At 70.2% G+C, this 20,046-nt stretch carries 18 protein-coding genes, 1 pseudogene and 2 riboswitches; of the genes and pseudogenes, 7 read left to right on the forward strand and 12 right to left on the reverse strand.

Going from position 1 to position 20,046, the window contains the following annotated elements:
- Positions 1 to 98 precede the first annotated feature (98 nt).
- The 4 genes from OG266_RS03015 (at position 99) to OG266_RS03030 (ending at position 3,606) form a co-directional block, all read left to right on the forward strand.
- Positions 99 to 1,586, forward strand: coding sequence for an AlkA N-terminal domain-containing protein (locus OG266_RS03015; protein ID WP_266471523.1), 1,488 nt, complete (start codon positions 99 to 101; stop codon positions 1,584 to 1,586).
- Positions 1,587 to 1,676: 90 nt separating this feature from the next.
- Entirely contained in the window at positions 1,677 to 2,195 is a 519-nt protein-coding gene (locus OG266_RS03020; RefSeq protein WP_266471525.1) for a methylated-DNA--[protein]-cysteine S-methyltransferase, read from the forward strand.
- On the forward strand, positions 2,192 to 2,938 hold the full coding sequence (locus tag OG266_RS03025; protein ID WP_266471528.1) for a 2OG-Fe(II) oxygenase: 747 nt from the start codon (positions 2,192 to 2,194) through the stop codon (positions 2,936 to 2,938). The genes OG266_RS03020 and OG266_RS03025 overlap by 4 nt, the downstream gene beginning before the upstream one ends.
- Positions 2,939 to 3,150: 212 nt before the next feature.
- Positions 3,151 to 3,606: a GNAT family N-acetyltransferase gene (locus tag OG266_RS03030; protein ID WP_266471530.1), complete on the forward strand. Its 456-nt coding sequence runs from the start codon at positions 3,151 to 3,153 to the stop codon at positions 3,604 to 3,606.
- A gap of 33 nt (positions 3,607 to 3,639) precedes the next feature.
- Here the strand turns inward: OG266_RS03030 and OG266_RS03035 are convergent, their stop codons facing one another.
- From OG266_RS03035 to OG266_RS03055, 5 genes are all read right to left on the reverse strand, one after another.
- The gene (locus tag OG266_RS03035) at positions 3,640 to 4,767 is read right to left on the reverse strand and encodes an LLM class flavin-dependent oxidoreductase (protein ID WP_266471532.1); all 1,128 of its coding nucleotides are present in this window, start codon (positions 4,765 to 4,767) and stop codon (positions 3,640 to 3,642) included.
- 15 nt (positions 4,768 to 4,782) lie between these two features.
- On the reverse strand, positions 4,783 to 5,919 hold the full coding sequence (locus OG266_RS03040) for an LLM class flavin-dependent oxidoreductase (protein ID WP_266471534.1): 1,137 nt from the start codon (positions 5,917 to 5,919) through the stop codon (positions 4,783 to 4,785).
- Complete coding sequence (locus OG266_RS03045; protein ID WP_266471536.1) at positions 5,916 to 7,304, reverse strand: NtaA/DmoA family FMN-dependent monooxygenase; 1,389 nt, start codon at positions 7,302 to 7,304, stop codon at positions 5,916 to 5,918. The genes OG266_RS03040 and OG266_RS03045 overlap by 4 nt, the downstream gene beginning before the upstream one ends.
- Before the next feature lie 18 nt (positions 7,305 to 7,322).
- Entirely contained in the window at positions 7,323 to 8,582 is a 1,260-nt protein-coding gene (locus OG266_RS03050) for an LLM class flavin-dependent oxidoreductase (RefSeq protein ID WP_371542404.1), read from the reverse strand.
- Between the two features lie 77 nt (positions 8,583 to 8,659).
- Positions 8,660 to 8,776, reverse strand: a complete 117-nt coding sequence (locus tag OG266_RS03055; protein WP_323178354.1) for a putative leader peptide — start codon at positions 8,774 to 8,776, stop codon at positions 8,660 to 8,662.
- A 45-nt stretch (positions 8,777 to 8,821) separates the two neighbouring features.
- A riboswitch (SAM riboswitch) is annotated at positions 8,822 to 8,935 on the reverse strand.
- Positions 8,936 to 9,151: 216 nt separating this feature from the next.
- Positions 9,152 to 9,297, forward strand: a riboswitch (SAM riboswitch).
- 36 nt (positions 9,298 to 9,333) lie between these two features.
- Here OG266_RS03055 and OG266_RS03060 point away from each other — a divergent pair.
- Together OG266_RS03060 and OG266_RS03065 are read left to right on the forward strand one after the other, a co-directional pair.
- On the forward strand, positions 9,334 to 9,399 hold the full coding sequence (locus tag OG266_RS03060; protein WP_353962418.1) for a putative leader peptide: 66 nt from the start codon (positions 9,334 to 9,336) through the stop codon (positions 9,397 to 9,399).
- A 140-nt stretch (positions 9,400 to 9,539) separates the two neighbouring features.
- Entirely contained in the window at positions 9,540 to 10,274 is a 735-nt protein-coding gene (locus OG266_RS03065; protein WP_266471555.1) for a glutathione S-transferase C-terminal domain-containing protein, read from the forward strand.
- A 25-nt stretch (positions 10,275 to 10,299) separates the two neighbouring features.
- Here the strand turns inward: OG266_RS03065 and OG266_RS03070 are convergent, their stop codons facing one another.
- Positions 10,300 to 10,995 carry a peptidoglycan-binding protein gene (locus OG266_RS03070; protein ID WP_371542407.1) on the reverse strand — a complete coding sequence of 232 codons (696 nt, stop codon included), beginning with the start codon at positions 10,993 to 10,995 and terminating at the stop codon, positions 10,300 to 10,302.
- 165 nt (positions 10,996 to 11,160) lie between these two features.
- On the opposite strand from OG266_RS03070, the gene OG266_RS03075 reads away from it, so the two are divergent.
- Entirely contained in the window at positions 11,161 to 13,608 is a 2,448-nt protein-coding gene (locus OG266_RS03075) for a polysaccharide lyase 8 family protein (RefSeq protein WP_371542410.1), read from the forward strand.
- A gap of 7 nt (positions 13,609 to 13,615) precedes the next feature.
- Here OG266_RS03075 and OG266_RS03080 read toward each other — a convergent pair.
- The 6 genes and pseudogenes from OG266_RS03080 to OG266_RS03105 form a co-directional block, all read right to left on the reverse strand.
- Positions 13,616 to 14,428: pseudogene (locus tag OG266_RS03080) on the reverse strand (alkaline phosphatase family protein); the annotation flags it as partial.
- A gap of 13 nt (positions 14,429 to 14,441) precedes the next feature.
- On the reverse strand, positions 14,442 to 15,488 hold the full coding sequence (locus tag OG266_RS03085; RefSeq protein ID WP_266471565.1) for a hydroxyacid dehydrogenase: 1,047 nt from the start codon (positions 15,486 to 15,488) through the stop codon (positions 14,442 to 14,444).
- Between the two features lie 2 nt (positions 15,489 to 15,490).
- Positions 15,491 to 16,408, reverse strand: a complete 918-nt coding sequence (locus OG266_RS03090; protein ID WP_266471567.1) for a carbohydrate ABC transporter permease — start codon at positions 16,406 to 16,408, stop codon at positions 15,491 to 15,493.
- Positions 16,405 to 17,367 carry a carbohydrate ABC transporter permease gene (locus OG266_RS03095; protein WP_371542414.1) on the reverse strand — a complete coding sequence of 321 codons (963 nt, stop codon included), beginning with the start codon at positions 17,365 to 17,367 and terminating at the stop codon, positions 16,405 to 16,407. The genes OG266_RS03090 and OG266_RS03095 overlap by 4 nt, the downstream gene beginning before the upstream one ends.
- 128 nt (positions 17,368 to 17,495) lie before the next feature.
- The gene (locus tag OG266_RS03100; protein ID WP_266471570.1) at positions 17,496 to 18,803 is read right to left on the reverse strand and encodes an ABC transporter substrate-binding protein; all 1,308 of its coding nucleotides are present in this window, start codon (positions 18,801 to 18,803) and stop codon (positions 17,496 to 17,498) included.
- A 115-nt stretch (positions 18,804 to 18,918) separates the two neighbouring features.
- The gene (locus tag OG266_RS03105) at positions 18,919 to 20,010 is read right to left on the reverse strand and encodes a substrate-binding domain-containing protein (protein ID WP_266471572.1); all 1,092 of its coding nucleotides are present in this window, start codon (positions 20,008 to 20,010) and stop codon (positions 18,919 to 18,921) included.
- Between the last annotated feature and the right edge of the window lie 36 nt (positions 20,011 to 20,046).

Genomic DNA, 20,046 nt, shown 5'->3' on the forward strand with positions numbered 1-20,046 from the left:
CTTTTGCCCGGGGAGGTGCGGTGACCGGCACCCACCTCCCCGAGCGTGATGTCCGATTTCCGCCAGCGCAGAGCCGCGTCCTGGCACACAGTGGAAGCGTGACGACCGACGACAGCAGGTACGAGGCGGTGTGCAGCCGCGATGGCCGGTTCGACGGTGAGTTCTTCTTCGCCGTGTCCACGACCGGGATCTACTGCCGCCCCAGTTGCCCGGCGACCACACCCAAGCGGCACAACGTGCGCTTCTTCCCGACCGCGGCCGCAGCGCAGGGCTCCGGGTTCCGGGCCTGCCGCCGCTGCCGCCCCGACGCGGTGCCCGGCTCGGCCGAGTGGAACGCCCGCGCTGATGTGGTGGGCCGTGCGATGCGGCTGATCGGCGACGGTGTCGTGGACCGCGAGGGCGTGGCCGGGCTCGCCGCGCGCCTGGGCTACAGCGCCCGGCAGGTACAGCGGCAGCTGAACGCCGAGGTGGGCGCCGGACCGATCGCGCTGGCGCGGGCGCAGCGGGCCCACACCGCGCGGATCCTGCTCCAGACCACGACCCTGCAGGCCGCCGAGATCGCCTTCGCGGCCGGCTTCGCCAGCGTGCGGCAGTTCAACGACACCGTCCGGGAGATCTACGCACTCACGCCCAGCGGGCTCCGCGCGGCGAAACCGGGGCGGTCCACACGCTACGGATCGGTCGGTACGGCGAACGGAGCGGGCGGGGTGCCCCTGCGGCTCGCCCACCGCGGCCCGTACGCGGCCGCCGAGGTGTTCGACCACCTGGGCGAGCGGGCCATCACGGGCGTCGAGGAGATCACCGGCGAACGCGGTGCGCGGACGTACCGACGGACCCTGCACCTGCCCCATGGCACGGGTGTCGCGGAGGTCGGCGAGGTGCTCGGCTCCGGCTGGCTCACGTGCCATCTGCACCTCGGCGATCTGCGCGACCTGACGACGGCGACCCAGCGCGTCCGGCGTCTGTTCGACCTGGACGCCGACCCGTACGCGGTCGGCGAGCGGCTGGGCGCCGATCCCGCGCTCGCGCCGCTGGTCGCGCTGCGCCCGGGGCTACGGGCCCCGGGTTCCGCCGATCCGCACGAGCTCGCCGTCCGCGCGGTACTCGGCCAGCAGGTCTCCGTGGCCGCCGGGCGGAAGCTCGGCAGCGCTCTGGTCGCCGCCTACGGGCAGCCTCTCGCCGTGCCCAGTGGCGGGCTCACGCATGTCTTCCCCACCGCCGACGCCCTGGCCGAGGCGTCACTCGGCGAGCTCGGCATGCCCGACGCGCGCCGCGACACCGTGCGTACGGTCGCCGGCGCGCTCGCCGACGGCACCGTGAGCCTCGACGCGGGCGCCGACCGCGACGAGGCCGAGAAGGCTCTGCTCGGCCTGCGCGGTGTCGGCCCCTGGACCGCCGGCTACATCCGGATGCGCGCCCTGGGCGACCCGGACGTACTCCTCACCGGCGACGTGGCGATCCGGGCCGGGATGCGCCACGCGGGCGCCGAGGCGGTCGACGCCGAAGCCTGGCGGCCCTGGCGGACGTACGCCATGCACTACTTCTGGAGCGCCGCCGCCGACCGGCGCCGACCCGCCGGGGCGTGACGTCCGAATCCCGCCGGCATCGGTGCCCGCGACACCTCATTGTTGGAGGTGGAAGAGATGGAAACGGAATCGGAAGAGAGGACATGACTGATGACGGTCTACACGACGATCGACAGCCCCCTGGGTGAACTCCTGCTCGTGGGCGAGGAGTCGGCCACGGCGAAGGGCGGCACGGCGCTCGCCTCGCTGTCGATGCCCGGCCAGAAATCCGGTGCGGTCGTCCAGGATGGCTGGGTCGAGGACGCGGACGCGTTCGTGGAGATCGTCTCCCAGCTGCGCTCCTATTTCGACGGCAGGCTGACCCACTTCGACATCGAGTACGTCGGCGGCGGCAGCGAGTTCCAGCAGCGGGTGTGGAAGGCCCTCGAGGTCATCCCGTACGGGACCACCCTCAGCTACGGCGAGATCGCCGCGCAGATCGGCGCGTCGAGAGCTGCGGTGCGTGCCGTGGGTACGGCGATCGGCGCGAATCCGCTCCTTGTCGTGCGCCCCTGCCACCGCGTGATCGGCGCGAACGGCGCGCTCACCGGCTACGCGGGCGGGCTGGAGCGCAAGCAGCGGCTCCTGGAGCTGGAGAACGTGCTTCCGGCCGCTCTCCCGTCGTCATGACCGGCACAAGGCGGGCGGCGGTAGTGCACCCGGTCAGCCGCGTGGCAGATCGCGTCGGGGCCGGTGACTGGGACGCGTTGGCCGCCGAGCTCGACGAACACGGCAGCGCGCTCACCGGTCCGTTGCTGTCGCCCGACGAGTGCCACGAGATCGCCGCCCTGTACGACGACACCGACCGCTTCCGTACGACCGTCGACATGGCCAGGCACCGCTTCGGCTCCGGCCAGTACCGCTACTTCACCCACGAACTGCCGGTTGCAGTAAGGGAGTTGCGCGAGGCGTTCTACCCGCGTCTGCTGCCGATCGCCCGCGACTGGGCCGGCAGGCTCGGACAACCGGCGCCCTGGCCCGACCGCCTGGAGGAGTGGGTGGCGATGTGCCATGCGGCCGGGCAGGCCAAGTCCGCGCAGATCCTGCTGCGTTACGGGCCCGGCGACTGGAACGCCCTGCACCGCGACGTGTTCGGCGAGATGCTCTTCCCGCTCCAGGTCGTCGTCGGCCTCGACGCCCCCGGAGTGGACTTCACCGGCGGCGAGTTCATCATGACGGAGCAGCGTCCGCGTGCGCAGTCCCGCGCTTCCTCCACGACCCTGCCGCAGGGGCACGGCCTGGTCTTCACGACCCGCGACCGGCCGGTGGCCTCCAAGCGCGGCTGGTCGACCGGCCCGATGCGGCACGGGGTGAGCACCGTCCGCTCCGGGCGCCGTCACACGCTGGGCCTCGTCTTCCACGACGCCGCCTGACCTCACCTTTCGGCTCGGCCGCGAATCCGGCTCGCGGCTTGCGAACGCGGTGTTTCCGTTCTGCGAACAGGCAGCCGCAGCCGAAGACATGGGCTGACCGCCGGTGTGAGCATGTGCGCATGCTCCAGGGAGAAGATCACGCGGCCGGGCTCTCAGCCCACACCCGTTCACAAGGAACCGTCATACCCCTGCCGCCCACAACTGTCCGCTGGGTGACCGAGGACTGGGACGCCCCGGCTCCGGCCCTGCTCCGCGAACAGATGTCCGCCGAGCTGGCGCCGCGCTACGCACCGGTCGCCCACCGCCGTGTACGCCCGCCCCAGCCGACGGCCGAGGAGATCGTCGTCACCTGGGTCGCGTACGCGGACGGCGTCCCGGTGGCCACCGCCTCGCTGCGCAGGCTGCCCGACCGGCACGAGGTGAAGCGGGTGTTCGTCCATCCCGGTCACCGCGGCCGGGGTCTCGCCCGAGCGGCGCTCCGGGCGGTGGAGTCTTCCGCGCTCGGGCTCGGTGTCGGGCGGTTGTGGCTGCAGACGGGCGAGTTCCAGCCGGAGGCCCAGGCGCTCTACGCACGGGAGGGCTGGCAGCGGGTGCGGCCGTACGCTCCGTACGACCGCAACCCGTTCAGCATCTGCTTCACCAAAACGCTGCAGCCTCTGTCCCGTTGACGTGCACGCGGACCCCGCAGCCTGGGGCCCGCGTCACCTGCGCTGCCACTCCTTGGCCAGCAGCTCGTAGGAGCGCACCCGGTCGGCATGGCCGTGGGTGATGGTGGTGATCAGCAACTCGTCGGCGGCGGTGGCTTCCTGGAGTTGTTCCAGCTGGTCGGCGACCCGGCCCGGGGAGCCCACGAACTGGGTGTCGAGGCGGTCCTGGACCAGCGCCCGGTCCGCTTCGGTCCAGACGTGGGCGCGGGCCTCGTCGGGGGTGGGGAACTCGATCGCGCCCTCCGCCGTGCGGATGCTGCGAACCCAGGGGCCGTAGCCGGCGGCGAGTTCGCGGGCGGTGTCGTCGTCCTCGGCGACAACGACATCGGCGGAGACGCTGACATAGGGCTTGTCGAGTACGTCGGAGGGCTGGAACGCGGCACGGTAACCTTCCGCCGCCTCCAGTACCGTCGCCGGGCTGACGTGGTAGTTCGCCGCGAACCGCAGGCCGTTCCGGCCCGCGACGTCGGCGCTCAGTCCCCCACTGCTGCCCAGGATCCACACCTGTACGTCGGCGCCCTCGCCGGGGACGGCATGCGCCTCGATGCCGTCCGCGGAGCGGTAGGTGCCCGCCAGCAGCGCGAGGACGTCGTCGATCTGCTCGCCGTAGTCCTGCGACTCGGCGTTCGGCTGCTGGAGCAGCTTGCGCTGGAGCGCGATGCGGGGTGAGCCGAGCAGGTACTCGAAGGAGAACCGCGGTGGGATCCGCAGCCCGTTCGGGGCAAGGCCGTCGACGACCGGGGTGGCGGTCGGCAGCGGCGTGGCGGGCCCACCGGGCGGGCGCCCGCCGGAGCGACCGAGCCCCAGATCGAGGCGCCCGGGGTACAGCGCGTCGATCAGCCCGAACTCCTCGACCGTGGAGAGCGCGGTGCGGTGACCGAGCTGTACGGCCCCGGAGCCGAGCCGGATCGTCGAGGTCGCGGAGGCGGTCAGGGCGAGGACGACCGCCGGTGAGGTGCCGGCCACGCCCGGGTTGAGATGGTGCTCGGCGAACCAGTAGCGGGCGTACCCGAATTGCTCGGTCCGCCGGGCCAGGTCGATGGAGTTTCGCAGCGCGTCGGCGGCGGTGGAGCCGGACGGGATCGGGACGAGGTCGAGTACGCCGAGGGGGATGTCGGACATGGGAATCGGTCCTCCTCAGCGGTCGACGGGCTCAGGGACGGACGCGCGCTCTGGTGCATCCGTGACCGGCGGACCGGACGTCGCCGCCGACGGCTCGGCGAACACCGGCCCCCACGCGAACGGCGGGTCCGCAATCTCCCGCCGCAGCACGGGCGCGATGTCGGACTGGAAGAGTTCGAGTGAGGCGCGATGCTGGGCACCGGTCAGCCCGCTCGCGTCCGCGTGCAGGTGCAGCACGGTGTGCCCGAACTGCTCGTGGTAGCGGTGCACCTTCTCGATCACCTGCTGCGGGCTGCCGATGAGCGCCGAGCTGCGCTCCACGAAGTCCTCCAGGGTCGGGAACACGGGCTCCAGGCCCAGCCTCTTCTGGAATGCCAACTGCCCCTCGAAGACCGGCCGGTAGGCGGCGATCGCCTCCTGCGACGTACGGGCCGCGTAGTAGCCCGCCGTCCCGGCGCCGACCGCGATCCTCGCCGGATCGTGGCCGTGGAACTCCCAGCGCTCACGGTAGTAGCGGATCAACTCGGCATACGGCTCGATGGGGTTGGTGACGTTCGCCGAGAACAGCGGGTCGCCGTAGCGAGCGGCGAGATCCACCGACTCCTTGCTGGTCGCGCTGCCGTGCCAGACCCGGATCGGCTGCTGGAACGGCCGGGGCCACACCTCCGCCTCGCTGAGCTCGGGGCGGAAGCGGGTCGCGGCGGTCACCTTGTCCTGCCGCCAGAGCTGCCGGAACACCTCGTAACTCTCGGCGTTGCGGTCCCACTGGTCCTCGGGCGTGACGTGGAACAGCTCCCGCTGGGCGGTGCCGTTGCCCTTGCCGATGATCAACTCCAGCCGTCCGCCGGAGAGATGGTCCAGGGTCGCGTAGTCCTCGTACGCGCGCACCGGGTCGAGGAGGCTGAGCGTGGTGACCGCGGTGAACAGCCGGATCCGGGAGGTGAGCGCGGCGATGTGGCTGAGGACGACGGGCGGCGAGGAGGAGATGAACGGCCGCTCGTGCCGCTCCCCCACACCGAAGCCGTCGAAGCCCAACTCCTCGGCAAGGAGCGCGTTGTCGATGACCTCCCGGAAACGCTCGTTGGTCGGTTTCTTCAGGCCGGTCACCGGGTCCGGCGCGTGCACGATCAGGGTGATGGCGAGGAACTTCATGACGCGGCTCGTTCGGCCGGCGCCTCGGCGTCGGGGTGGGCCAGGCCGAGGTGGTCGCGCAGGGTGGTGCCCTCGTACTCCGTGCGGAAGACACCGCGCTCCTGGAGCAGCGGGACTACGGTGTCGGCGAAGCCGTCGAGGCCGCCCGGCGTGATGTGCGGGACGAGGATGAAGCCGTCGCTCGCGTCCGCCTGGACGAAGTCGTTGATGGTCTCGGCGACGGTGGCCGGGGAGCCGATGAACGCCTGGCGGTTGCCTGTCTCGATGACGAGATCGCGGATGGACCACTTGTTGGCGGCCGCGCGCTCCCGCCACTCGCGGGCGGTGGCCAGCGGGTCGCGGTACATCCGCACCTGGGCGCGCCCCCGGGCGATGGTGTGCTCGCCGAGGTCCGGATCGATGTCGGGAAGCGGGCCTTCCGGGTCGTACGCGGACAGGTCGCGGTTCCACACGAACTCGAGGTGCTTGATGGCGGTGGCGCCGCTCACCTGCAGGCGCCGCACCTCGCGGGAGATCTCCTCCGCCTCGGCGTCCGTGTCACCGAGGACGAAGGTCGCGGCGGGCAGGATCAGCAGCTGGTCGTGGGTGCGGCCGTGGCGGGCCAGGCGCCCCTTGACGTCCGTGTAGAACGCCTGTCCTTCCTTGAGAGTGCTGTACCGGCTGAAGATCGCGTCCGCGCCGGCGGCGGCGAACTCGCGTCCATCCTCGGAGTCTCCGGCCTGGAAGACGACCGGGCGGCCCTGCGGACTGCGCGGCACGTTGAACTGCCCCTCGATGTCGAAGTGCTGTCCCTTGTGCACGAAGGCCCCGGCCTTCGCGTCCCGCAGGAAGGTGCCGCTCGCCTGGTCGGCGACGATCTCGTCCCCGTGCCAGGAGTCGAACAGTTCATTGGCGGTGGCCAGGAACTCCTTGGCCCTGGAGTACCGCTCCTCCTGCGGGAGGAAGCCGCCGCGGCGGAAGTTCTCGCCGGTGAAGGCGTCCCAGGAGGTGACGACGTTCCAGGCGGCGCGCCCGCCGGAGAGGTGGTCGAGGCTCGCGAACTGGCGGGCCACCTCGTAGGGCTCGTTGAACGTGGAGTTGATGGTGCCGGTCAGGCCGAGGTGTTCGGTGACGGCGGCGAGCGCGCTGAGGACGGTGAAGGTGTCGGGCCGTCCGACGACGTCCAAGTCGTAGATCTTGCCGCCCTGTTCACGCAGCCGCAGGCCTTCGGCGAGGAACAGGAAGTCGAACTTGGCGCGTTCGGCGGTCCGCGCGAAGTGCGCGAAGGAGCTGAACTCGATGTGGCTGCCGGCCTCGGGGTCGCTCCACACGGTGGTGTTGTTGACGCCGGGGAAGTGCGCCGCGAGGTGGATCTGCTTGAGCGGCTTGCTCGTTGACTTGCTCATGAGTTGGGTCCCTCCGGCTCAGGCGTGGGCGGCGGCGTAGCGGTTGGCGGGGCGGGCGAGGCCCAGCAGTCCGCGCAGGGTGTCGGCCTCGTACGAGTGCCGGAAGGCGTCGCGGCGCTGGAGTTCGGGTACCAGTCCCCGGGTGATCGCCGGGAGGTCGTGGCCGGCGACGGCGGGACGCAGCCGGAAGCCGGTCAGTCCGGCCTGCTGCAACTCCTGGAGCAGGTCGGCGAGTTGCACAGGGGTACCCGTGAACACCTTCGCGTCGCTGGTGTACGGGTAGCCCGCGAGGGCATCGAGACGCTCCTTACGGGCCACGGCCGCGGCGGGGTCGTTGTCCAGGAACACCACCAGGTCACCGAAGAGGTGCAACGGCTCCTCGGCGCGTCCGGCCGCTTCCTGTTCGGTGCGGACCGCGGCGACGATGGCACGCGCCTCATCGACGTCGTGCGGAGTGACGTATCCGATGTCGGTGCTGCGACCGAGCAGCCGGAAGGGCGCGCCCGTCGTGGACTCATGGGCCAGTGCGGTGACCAGGGGCTGACCCTGCGGCGGACGGGGCGTGATCGAGGGGCCCTTGACGCTGAAGTACTTGCCCTCGAAGTCGATGTAGTGCAGTTTGTCGCGGTCGACGAAGCGGCCGGTGGCGACGTCCCGGATCTCCGCGTCGTCCTCCCAGCTGTCCCACAGCCGGCGCACCGCCTCAACGTAGTCGGCGGCCTCGTCGAAGAGGTCGACGATCAACTCCCGCAGGGCCGGGGTCTCCAGGTCCTCGATACGGAGCTTCGGGAACGAACGGCGTCCGAAGTGCGCGGCCTCGTGTCGCCGCGCGGACGCCTGGACCCGCAGTCCCGCGCGGCCGGTGCTCACATAGTCGAGGGTGGCGATGGCCTTGGAGATATGGAACGGCTCCGTGTGTGTGGCCACCACGGTCGGCACCAGTCCTATATGGCTGGTCAACGGCGCGACGCGGGCGGCGATGAGGACGGCGTCGAGTCGGCCGCGTACCTGGTCGGTGCGTCCGTCCGGTTCGCTTAGGCGCGCGGACTGGGGGCCGAGCCCGTCCTCGATGGTCACGAAGTCCAGCAGGCCGCGTTCGGCCTCGCTGACCAGATCGGTCCAGTACGAGGCGGTGAACAGTTCGTCGGGGCGGGCCACCGGTTCGCGCCAGGCGGCCGGGTGCCAGCCCGCGCTGTCGAGAGCGACGGCGAGGTGCAGTGCGGCGGAAGAAGGGGAGGAGGGAGGGGTGGGAGAGGGCAGCGAGGATGACGACGACACGACTGGGTGCCTTCCTGATCGACCGTATGAGATCACCGGGCCCTCGGGATCGGAGGGTGCGGCGGCGAGGTGACAGGTCAGGGACGACAGAGCGCGCCGGCCACGCGCTGAAGGTCGATGTGCGGCCGGGAGTACAGGTGCACGCGGCGGCGCGGGGCGAGAACCATGACACGGAGGCGGGGCACAGTCTGCACGTCCGTCACCTCCGCCCTTTCGGCTCGGCGGACTGGAGACCGCCGGCGTCGCGCTTGCGGAACCCGGGACGGGCACCGCCTGGTCGTCACCTGGAGCACCCCGCCGCGAAGGAGGGTTGCCGGTCAGCAAGCCAGGGCTTGACGCTGACGCTCATAACCTGCTGGGGACGTTACGGGAGGCCACAGCGGTGCGCAATGCCCGGAGATCATGGTCGTTCTCACATCGCCGTGCCTCCCCGGAAGGGTCAACCACCCTGCCGCGCAATCTGTTCCACCCCGCGACGCCGGCCTGAGGCGCGCCCGGTGACCACCTGGTGAGACTGCGCCGGAGGCCTTCTTGACGGCCTCACGGAGCGCACCGACACTGACGAGGACGGTCACGATTGTCAGCGCCCCTCGGGCAGGTTTCCTCTGCCCGTACGGTTATCGGCCCCGGCCCGCTGGCAGGCAACCCTTCCACCGCGACGGGGTGCCCCGGGTGACGACCGGGTTCCGCCGGTGCGGCGGGACAAGCGTGGTCTCGCGTCTCGCGAGCCCCGAGTGTGGGACCGGTGGGAATGACCAAGAGCGGTTTGACGAGGCGCCTGCACATCGATCTGTTGCGGGTCTCCAGCGCCTACTAGTCCGAGCGGTACGGACCGGTACGCAGCGCAGTCACTCCGTTCCGCCGCGGTGCCCACAAGGCGACCGTGGCCTCCTCGTCCCAGGGAGAGTCATGTCCGAGACCCTGTCCTCGCACGTCTCAAACACCGGAACGTCCCGCGTGTGTACCCCAACCACGTGCGCCCCCAGCCCACTTGACGCGATCCCGCACCCCCGGATCACCGCCACGCCCGCCACGCGCCAGCACCGCTTCCGCAGCCGCATCGGCGTCGGTCTCGCCGGCGGCTTCTACCCGGCCCCGCACCGCTACGAGTTGTATCTGTCCGCGCACTGTCCCCTCTCGCTGCGCGTCTCCATCACGCTCGACCTGCTGGGCCTCAAGGACTCCGTCGCCACCACGCTCCTGGCGCTCCCCGCCGACACTCCCCGCGCGTTCTCCTCGTTGCGCAGCGCGTACGAGGCAACCTGGCACCACTACGACGGTCCGCTGACCGCGCCCGCGCTGTGCGACCGGTGGAGCGGACGCGTCGTCAGCAATCACACGCCCGATATCCTGCGCGACCTCGCCGACCTCCTCACCGACCGGGCCGGATCCTGCCACTGCCCGCTTCGCCCGTCGGCCCTCGCCGCCGACATCGACGCCCTGCGCGACCTCCTCGACCGGGATGTCACCCCCGGCGCGCCGCCGGAGAGGCGGTCGACGGCCCTCGACCTGCTGGACCGTCAACTCGCCTCCGGCCCCTATGCGTTGGGCGAAGAACTCACCGCGGCGGATGTGGACCTCTGGGTCGCCCTCGCCCCTCTCGAAGCGGCCGGCGACCTGTCCTCGTACGCATTCCTCCAGGACTATGTGCGACGCCTCGACGCCCACCCGGCCTTCCGACGGCATCTGTGATCGGACTGCCGGGCAGGGCCTCTCGTCACGTACGGGATTCCAGGGCGGCCCGGGTGTCGTTGCCGTAGACGCCCGTCTCGTCGCCCCGGATCCCGTACCAGAGCTGGAAGCGGGCCACGGCGGCGGTGAGCGTGGGGTCGTAGGTGCCGCTCGTGGTGCCGTCGGCGTACACGTCCGGAATGTCGAGGAGCCGCTGCTGGAGCTCCGTCACCTCCGTGCCGCTGTCTCCCTCCCGAAGGGTGCCCGCGCCGTCCGGGTCGGCGGCTCCGGAAGGGGCCTGGGCGACGGGTGCCGTGGCGGACGGGACGGCACCGGACTGCGATTCGGCGTCCGCGTCGCCGCCGGGCAGCAGAAGTGCCAGGGCGAATCCGGTCAGTGCGGCTGCCGCCACTCCGACGACCACCGCGGCTCGGCGCAGACCCTTGTCGCGCCCGTCGTCATGCCTGAATTCACGCCCAAGCGGTGCGGCGCCCTTGGCCTCCGCCCCAGCGGCGTAGTCCTCGCCGACCAGGACGGGCGGCAGTTCCTCCGTCTCGCCCTCCTGCGCCCGAGGTAAGGCGATCGACTCGTATCTTTCCTCCACGTCCGCGCTCTGCTGGTCCTCACGGAACTCCCTCAGCAGTTCGGCGAGGGCCTCCGTCCGGCGGCGGCGCTGGACATACGTGGGTTCGAGCGCCGGGCGGCGCACAGGCTGCCCCCCGCGTTCGGGCGGTGTCGACACACTGCTCTCCTTCCGTGCGCGCGGTCTCCCGCCATCCCCGTGAAGAGATACGGAGGCACCGGCTCGGGAGTTCAGCCGAACACCACATCACCGCAAGCGATCGATACGCTCAATTCATCAACAGGTATTGAGCGTTTGAGCGATCCCGTGCTAGAAACCGCCGTCATGACGACTCGTTGGTCACGCCGTGGTTTCCTCGCCGCCGGCAGCGGTACCGCCCTCGCGCTCGGGGTGCACACCACCGCCGGCGCCGCTCCCCTCACCTCCACCGAGATCTCCGCCGCCGCGGACGAGTTCGCGAGCCTGCGCGCGAAATGGCGCACCCTGATCCTCGGCGAGGGCTTCAGCCCCACAGCCGAACCCTTCAAGACCCGGCTCAGCGAACTGGGCACCACCGTAGGCCAGTTGCAGGCCACCATGGCGCCCACGTCCGGCTCACTGTGGCCGGACCTCGGCTACGCCGATCCTGAACCGGACACCGACCAGGAGTCGTACGGCTACTCCGGCAACCTCAACGCCAGTTACAACCGGCTCAACACGCTCGCCCAGGCGTACACGCAGCAGGGCACCGGACTCACCGGCGACACCGGTCTCAGGGACGACATCCTCACCGGGCTCGACCACCTCTACTCCGAGGTCTACAACGAGACCCAGGTCCGCTACGGCAACTGGTACAGCTGGCAGATCGGCGCGCCGCAGGCGCTGCTCGACGTGTGCGTCCTGATGTACGACCAGTTGTCGGCCGCGCAGCTCACCGACTACCTCAACGCGGTGGACCACTTCGTACCGGACTCGGCGGTCTCCTCCTACACCGGCACGAGCACCGGCGCCAACCGGGTCGACCTGTGCCGGGTCCTTGCGCTGCGGGGCGTCGTCGGCGCGAGCTCCGCGAAGGTCGCGCTGGCCCGGGACGCGCTCTCCCCCGTCTTCCCTTACGTGAGCGGCGGGGACGGGCTCTACACCGACGGCTCGTTCATCCAGCACACCACCGTGCCCTACACCGGTTCCTACGGTTCGGTGATGCTGGGCGGCCTCGGCATGCTCTTCGCGCTGCTCACCGGATCCACCTGGGAAGTCACCGACTCCAACCGGCAGATCGTCTTCGACGCGGTGGAGAACGCCTGGGCGCCCTTCCTCTACAACGGGCTCGTCATGGACGGCGTCTCCGGGCGGGCGGTCAGCCGCGGTCTGTCCGCGTCCGACGCCAAGCAGATCCAGCAGGACGACCATCTGCGCGGCCATCCGATCCTCGCCGCGATCGTGCTGCTCGGGCAGGGCGCGAGCAACACGGAGAACGCCCGGTGGCGTGGCCTGGTGAAGGGCTGGATGCAGCGCGACTACTACAGCCCGCCCATGAGCAACCCCTCCATCGGGCTCACAAGTCTCGCCCGCCTCAAGGGAGTTCAGGACGACACCACGGTCTCCGCCGTCGCCGAGCCCACCGGGCACCGGCTGTTCACCAACATGTCCCGGGCCACGCACCGCCGCCCCGGCTGGGCCGCGTCGATCAGCATGGCCGACCGCCGGATCACGTACTACGAGACCGGCAACGGAGAGAACCTGCACGGCTGGCACACCGGTTCCGGAATGCTCTATTGGTGGGGCGACACGTTCGGCAACGGCCAGTACAGCGACGCCTTCTGGCCCACCGTCGACCCCTACCGGCTGCCCGGCACCACCGCCTCGCGCAAGGTGCTCGCGGACGCGGCGGGCGGTGACTGGGGCGCCTCCCTGCCGGACGTGAACTGGGTCGGCGGCGCCACGGACGGTCAGCGGGCCGCGATCGGCCAGTACCTCAAGGGCCTGCAGAGCACCCTGCTGGCGAAGAAGTCGTGGTTCTGCCTGGACGACTCGATCGTCTGTCTCGGCGCCGGCATCAAATGCACGGACGGTACGGCGGTCGAGTCGACGATCGAGAACCGCAACCTCGGGCCCACCGGCAGCACCCCCTTCCAGGTCGACGGCGTCACCAAGCCGGCCAGCTACCCGTGGTCGGAGACGCTCACCGGCGCGACGTGGGCGCACATCGGCGGGCACGGAGGGTACGTCTTCCCCGGCGGAGCGACCTTCACGGCGCTGCGCGACGCCCGCGACGGCAAGTGGAGCGCCATCAACACGGGTGGCGCCACCACGGTCCTGAACCGCAAGTACCTGACGATGTACGTCGACCACGGCACCAACCCGACCGGCGGCTCGTACGCCTATCTGCTCATGCCGGGCGCGACCGCCGCCCAGACGCAGACGCGTGCCGCCGCCACGAGCTGGCTGACCGTCCTCGCCAACACGGACAGCCAGCAGGGCGTCAGCGTCCCCTCACTCGGCTTCACCGGGGTCAACTTCTGGTTCGGCGGTACGGTCGGCGATCTCACCGCGAGCAATCCGTGCGCCGTGATGATCAGCGAGAAGAGCGACGGCACGGCGGTCATCTGCGTCAGCGACCCGATGCGCATGCAGACCGGCCTCACCCTCACCTGGAACAGGGCCGTCGCCTCGGTGACCGCCAAGCCGTCGACCGTCACCTCGGCGACCACGGGCTCCGCCCTGACGCTCACCTTCGGCAACCTCAGCACCACCGCGGGCGTCACCCAGAAGATCACCGTCAAGCTCGGCTGAAAGACCGCCCGTCGAGAGTCCAGTGCCGGTCGGCGGAGCAGCCCAGGGACGCGAACACCTGGGCTGCGACGTCGACATGGCGCACCTGTGGGGGCGCGGAGGTGATGCCGGGGCCGTCGGCGATGAGCCAGGCCGTGCGTTCCTCCACGGAACGGCCGCCGTGCCCGCCCGCGTCGACATGGCCGTGGTCGGTCACGACGAGCACCGTCCACCTTTCGCCGTCGTACGCGGGCCGGGAGCGCACGGCGTCCAGCAGGCGTCCCACGCGTTCGTCGGCGCGCAGCACCGCCTCCTTGTACGCGGCTCCGCAGCCGAGGACGTGCGCGGTCTCGTCGGGAGCGCCGAGGTAGACGAAGGACGCGTCGATGTCGTCGCGCGCGAGGACTCCTGCCGCCTCCTCGGTGATCCGTTCGTCGCACTGCTCCCATGCCGCAGGGGTGTCCTCGGCCGGGGCGATGTACGCGGACCTGGACGGGGCCCTGAACAGCGGTCCTCCGTCGCGGACCTGCATGAGCGGCTGCCAGCCGGCGGCGACGAAGGTGCGGCGGCCGTCCTGCCGGGCGAGGCGGGTGGCGAAGTCGGGGAAGACGTCGAGGCGGTGGCCGGTGAAGTCGTTGCTCCACACGCCGTGCTTGTCGACGCCCACTCCGGTGACGACGGTCGCCCAGCAGGGGCCGGACATAGTGGGCGTGCGCGCGTCTACCTCGACCGGCGTGAGGAAGCCGTCGGCCGCGAGGGCGTCCAGGTGCGGGGTGGGCAGCCGGCGCAGCACATCGAGGCGTACGCCGTCGATGCCGACGACCAGGACATGGTCGGCCATGTGGTGCTCCTGTTCAGGCCGAGCGGGTCAGCTCGTCCGGGCCGACTCCGTAGGTGAACGGGAGGCCTTGGGCGTAGCGCCGCACCTCGTCGACGGCCCAGTGCGTCATACGGCCGAGTTCGTTGCCGAGGGAGCCCGCGATGTGCGGGGTGAGCAGCACGTTGGGGAGCGTGTAGAGCGGGGAAGCGGCGGGGGGTACGTCCGGTTCGGTCACGTCCAGAACGGCGTGAACGCGCCCGGAGACGAGGCGCTCGATGAGCGCGTCGGTGTCGACCAGGGAGCCGCGCGCCGTGTTGATGAGCGTCGCGCCGTCCTGGAGGAGGGCGAGCCGGCGCGCGTCGAACATGTGCCGTGTTTCGGGGAGTTGGGGTGCGTGGATGGTGACCACGTGGCTGCGCCGGACGAGTTCGTCGAGGTCGACTAGGTCGACGCCGAGGGCTCGGGCCTCGTTCCGGTCCAGGTAGGGGTCGTAGAGGAGGACGTCGAGGTCGAGCGGGCGGAGCAGTTCGGCGACGCGGCGTCCGATGCGGGAGGCGCCGACGATGCCGACGGTGCGGTGGTAGTTGCCGTATCCGGTGAAGTACGGGAGGAGCGCGGGCTGTTCGCGTGCCTGGGTGTAGGCGCGGGCGGCATCCAGGACCCGTTTGTTCGCGAAGAGGATGGCGGCAAGGGTGAACTCCGCGACGGGGAGGGCGTTGGCGGCTGCCGCGGAGGAGACGGCGATACCGCGCTCCCAGACGGATTCGGTGACGTGGTGCTTGATGGAACCTGCCGCGTGGATGACGGCCCGCAGCCGGGGCATACGGCGCAGCGCTTCCTCGGTGAGCAGCGGGGCGCCCCAGTGGGTGAAGAGGACCTCGGTGTCGGCCAGGACGGCGGGATCCGCGCGGGTGAAGTCCGTGATGTGCAGCGAGGTGTCCACCGAGGCGACATGTCGCAGCCGGTCGAAGGCGGCGTCGGCGAGCAGGGAACCGTGGATCTCGCTGCCCATGGCAAGGACGGTGCGCGGAGACGGTACGACGTGCGGGCCGTTCAAGAGGGTGCCTTCCGGTACGGGCATGGTCACTTCACCGCGCCGGCGGTCAGGCCAGAGCGCCAGAAGCGCTGGAGGCAGACGAAGGCGACGATCAGCGGGACGACGGCGACGAGTGAGCCGGTGATGACGAGCGAGTAGTACTCGGGCTGCTGCTGCGTGACGCTGTTCCACATGAACAGGCCGAGGTTGACCGGATAGAGCTTCTCGTCGTTGAGCATCACGAGGGCGCCGAAGAAGTTGTTCCAGCTGGCGGTGAACGAGAACAGGAAGATGGTCATGAAGCCGGGCGCGAGCATGGGCAGGGCGATCCCGGCGAAGGTGCGCAGCTCGCCCGCGCCGTCGACGCGGGCGGCCTCCAGGACCTCGTTCGGGACGTATCCCTCGGAGAAGACGCGGGCGAGGTAGACGCCGAAGGGGTTGACCAGGGCGGGCAGCAGCAGCGCCCAGTAGGTGTTGACGACGCCGGCCTTGGTGGCGAGGAGGTACATCGGGAGCTGGATGACCGTGGTGGGGACCAGCACTCCGCCAAGGACCAGGCCGAACAGCTTCTCCTTGCCCCGGAAGTCGTACTTGTCGAAGGCGTAGCCGGTGGCGACGCACAGGAACGTCGAGGCGGCGGAGCCGACGACCGAGTACAGGATGCTGTTGCCGAACCAGCGCAGGTAGATGCCCTCGTTGAAGGTGAACACGTGGTGCAGGTTGGCGAAGAGGTTGAAGTCTCCGAAGGAGAAGCCCGCTGTGGCGAAGAGGTCGCCGTGGTTCTTGGTGGCGGCGAAGAGCAGCCAGGTGACAGGCATCAGGGTGTACAGGGCGGCGACGATCAGCAGGCCGTTGACGATGCCCTTGGAGAGCAGAGCGTTGGGCGAGCGGCGGCGGGCGGCCGGGGCCGGCTTGCGCTCGGCGGGTGCCGCGGCCGGGTCTGCCGCCTGGGTGAGGGTGCTCATGACGCCGCCTTCCACCGGTTGCCGAGCTGGGTGACGACGTAGGAGAGGACGACGCCGAGCAGCGCGAGGATCAGGGACGCGGCGGCGGCGAGACCGTAGTCGTGCTGCACGAAGCCGGCCTTCCAGATGAACAGGGTGGGTGACCACTCGGTGTCGATGGTGGGCGCACCCCGCTGATTGAGGAGCTTGGGCTCGGTGAAGATCTGGATCGCGCCGACACAGGTGAACAGAACGGTCATGACGACCGCCGAGGCGATCATCGGGACCTTGATCCGCAGGGCGGTGCGGATGGCGCCCGCTCCGTCGACGACGGCCGCCTCGATCACTTCGCGCGGTACGGCCTGGAGGGCGGCATAGAAGATGACCGTGTTGTAGCCGATCCACTGCCAGGCGCAGAGGTTGACCATCGACGAGAGCACGTGGTCGTTGCTGTAGAAGTTCCATGAGCCGCCGAGGGCGCCGATCCAGTCGAGCACGGGGCTCAGGCCCGGGGTGTACAGGTAGATCCAGATGATCGAGGCGATCAGCCCCGGGATCGCGTGCGGCACGAACAGCGCGAGCTGGAAGAACCGCTTGGCGCGGGCAAGTGCGGAGTCGACCAGCAGCGCGAGAAGGAGCGATCCGCCGATCATCACCGGGATGTAGAGCGCGCAGTACTGCGCGATGTGTACGAAGGAGTCCCGGAAGCCCGCGTCCGACAGGGCCTTGGTGAAGTTGCCGAATCCGGAGAACACCCGCTCCGTGCCGCCGAATCCAAGGCCCGAGGAGTGCTCCTGGAAGAGGCTCATCCACACGGCGTAGCCGATGGGCGCGGCCATGACCACGGCGAAGAGGACGAAGAACGGGGTGATGAGGAGGGCGACGGCGCGGCGCTGACTGCGTCGGAGATTCGAGGTGTCCCGGGGTTTCCCCGGGAGTCTGCTCACGGGCTTCGCGGTTCGGGCGAGGGGTACTGCCACGGTGGGCTCCTTGGCGGGCTGGGCGCTTCAGGGAGGCTTGGGCGGGAGACAGCCGGTGGCGGGGGCCGGCGACGGCCCGTGTCCGAGCCCCGTGCGGACACGGGCCGTCGACGACCGGACCCGCCACGTCACTCGGCGAGCTTCAGCCCGCGCTCCTTGATGCCCGACTCGGCCTTCTCCTGACCGGCGTCGACGCCGCCGGTGAAGCCGGACTTGGCCGCCGCGTCCTGGACCGCGGTGTAGACGTCCACCTGGTTCGGGCCCCACGTCCAGCCGGGGACGATGGTGTCGACCTGCTCGGAGGCGAGCGTGTAGAGGTCCTGGCCGTTCAGGTACGAGGTGTCGAACCTCGCGGCGGCGACCTCACGCATCTCCGGGTTGGCCGGCAGGGCGCTGCTCGGCGACTCCAGGTCCGCGAGGCGGGCCTCGACGCCCGCCTTGTTCGTGGTGAGCCACTCGATGAACTCGGCGGCGGCCTCGGCGTGTTCGCTGCCCTTCAGGACGCCGTAGGAGCTGCCGCCGTAGCTGCCGCTGGCGGCTGTGCCCCAGTTGGGCATGGGAGCGACGGCCCACTTGCCCGAGAGGTCCGGCATCGCGGTCTTCATGCCTCCCGCGGACCAGGAGGCGCCGAGGAAGGAAAGCGTGTCGCCGGAGGTGCGGGCCTTGGTCTCCTCGGGGCTGTAGCCGGTGAAGGACTGCACGAGGTCGTCCTTGATGAGGCCGTCCCAGTAGGCGGCGACCTTCTTGGTGGCGGCGTCGTTCACGGCAGGCTTCCAGGCGTCGCCCTCGGTGGCGAACCACTTGCCGCCCGCCTGCCAGGACAGGGCCGCGAGCAGCGCGGGGTCGGACTTCGGCATGGAGGCCAGGCGGGCGTTCTTGTCCTGCTTCTTGACCTTCGCGGCGGCCGTCTTGAACTCGTCCCAGGTCTTGGGGACTTCGATGCCGTACTTCTTGAACAGGTCGGTGCGGTAGTAGTAGAGCTGCGGTGCGACGTCGTAGGGAACGGTCCAGGTCTTGCCGCCGAAGTTCACCAGGCTCTGGACGGACTCGGGGAACTTCGACTTGACCGTTTCACCGGCGTACTCGGTCAGATCGACCAGGTTTCCCTGGCTCGCGAACTCCGGGACCATCTGGTACTCGATGGTCGCCACGTCGGGTGCGTTGCCCGCCTTCACCGCGTTGGCCAGCTTGCTGTAGCCCTCGGTCCCGCTGGGGATCTCGCTGAACTCGACCTGGATGTCCTTGTGCGTCTTGTTGAACGCCTCGGCCGTCGATTCGGCCCCGAGAGTCCAGGTCCAGTACTCGATGGTCACCGGTTTGCCGTCCGACTTCGTGTCGGTCGAACCGCCGTCGCCACCGCATGCGGTGGCGAACATTCCCAGGGCGGCGATGGTGGCGGTGGCGGCTATGCGGAACGAGCGTGAAGTGCGCGACATGACACGTCTCCTACAAGACCTCGTACGGGAAGAGGCGGATGCAGGACATCTTTTGTGCGCGCACGATCAGAGTCAAGAGCGTTCGACCAATACAATCACAACGATCGAAAAACGCTCATGCCTCGAGCGCTTCGCCACCGCAGGACGAACGGATCCTCAACTCGGGAAGAAGTTCGAGGTGTTGACGGGGCGCCGGATGCTGTCCGCTCCGGCGTTCCGCGAGGCGCTGGAGCAGCAGTTTCGCGGCCAGCTCCCCCACCGAGCGCTTGGGCGGGGCGATGGCCGTCAGGGGCACGTCCGAGAGGCCGGCGACCTCGTCGTCGTACGCGATCAGGGCGAGGTCCCCGGGCACGCTGATGCCGCGCGCCTGGAGCTTGGGCACCAGCACGATCGCGTCCTCGTCGCTGTGTACGAGGGCCGCCGTCACGCCCCGCTTCTCCACGGCCTCGGCCAGATAGTCGAGGGAGGCTTCGTAGTCGCCGTGCTCGCGGACGGTCGGCGCGCCCTCGTCGACGTCCAGGCCCAGCGACCGCACCGCCGCGAGATAGCCCGCCGAGATCTGCGCGGCGTGCGGCCCCTCCTGCAGCACGGCGGTGATGCGGCGGTGCCCCAGGGACGCGAAGTGACCGACGGCGACCGCCGCCCCGTGCGCCCGGTCCGTCCGCACCCGGTCGAGAGCCGCCGCGGGGTTCCCGGCCGGCGCGGAGCGCTCGACCAGGACGGTCGGCACCTCGCACTCCAGGAGCCATTTCTCCTGCCCGCCGGCGGGGACGCCGCCGAACCAGCTTGGCGCGACGAGCAGTCCCTGCGCGCCCCCCGCGATCAGGTGCTCCGCCTGCATCGGGTCCTCGGTGTCGACATAGCCGGACATGCCGAGCACGAGGCGGCCCCCCTGGGCCCCGACGGCCTCGCGGGCGCCTCGCACAATGTCCGCGAAGATGTAGTTCGTGGTCGGCACGATCATTCCGATCACGGCGCCTTCGGCGCTCTCCTGCCGGGGTTCCGCCTCGGCGGTGGTGTCGCCCGGCCAGACCACCGCGCCGTGCAGCCGTTGCACCCGGCCCTGCGCGGCGAGTGTCTCCACGTCACGCCTCAAGGTCACCGCCGAGACACCGAGTTCGGCCGCGAGGTCGGCGACCCGGAGGCTGCCGCGCTCCCGGACGAGTTCGAGTACGCGCTCGTGACGCTGGTCGACGTGCAGTCGCATGGGCTCCCCCTGAGGCAAGGCCGGACGGGACGAACT

Origin of the sequence: Streptomyces sp. NBC_00554 (assembly GCF_041431135.1) — a bacterium.
Lineage (GTDB): Bacteria > Actinomycetota > Actinomycetes > Streptomycetales > Streptomycetaceae > Streptomyces.

Bases quoted from the DNA above. Each gene is read 5' to 3' on its own strand.
- OG266_RS03020 (WP_266471525.1), top strand. From the start codon at position 1,677: ATGACGGTCTACACGACGATCGACAGCCCCCTGGGTGAACTCCTGCTC.
- OG266_RS03025 (WP_266471528.1), top strand. From the start codon at position 2,192: ATGACCGGCACAAGGCGGGCGGCGGTAGTGCACCCGGTCAGCCGCGTG.
- OG266_RS03035 (WP_266471532.1), bottom strand. From the start codon at position 4,767: ATGTCCGACATCCCCCTCGGCGTACTCGACCTCGTCCCGATCCCGTCC.
- OG266_RS03040 (WP_266471534.1), bottom strand. From the start codon at position 5,919: ATGAAGTTCCTCGCCATCACCCTGATCGTGCACGCGCCGGACCCGGTG.
- OG266_RS03045 (WP_266471536.1), bottom strand. From the start codon at position 7,304: ATGAGCAAGTCAACGAGCAAGCCGCTCAAGCAGATCCACCTCGCGGCG.
- OG266_RS03075 (WP_371542410.1), top strand. From the start codon at position 11,161: ATGACGACTCGTTGGTCACGCCGTGGTTTCCTCGCCGCCGGCAGCGGT.
- OG266_RS03085 (WP_266471565.1), bottom strand. From the start codon at position 15,488: ATGCCCGTACCGGAAGGCACCCTCTTGAACGGCCCGCACGTCGTACCG.
- OG266_RS03090 (WP_266471567.1), bottom strand. From the start codon at position 16,408: ATGAGCACCCTCACCCAGGCGGCAGACCCGGCCGCGGCACCCGCCGAG.
- OG266_RS03100 (WP_266471570.1), bottom strand. From the start codon at position 18,803: ATGTCGCGCACTTCACGCTCGTTCCGCATAGCCGCCACCGCCACCATC.
- OG266_RS03105 (WP_266471572.1), bottom strand. From the start codon at position 20,010: ATGCGACTGCACGTCGACCAGCGTCACGAGCGCGTACTCGAACTCGTC.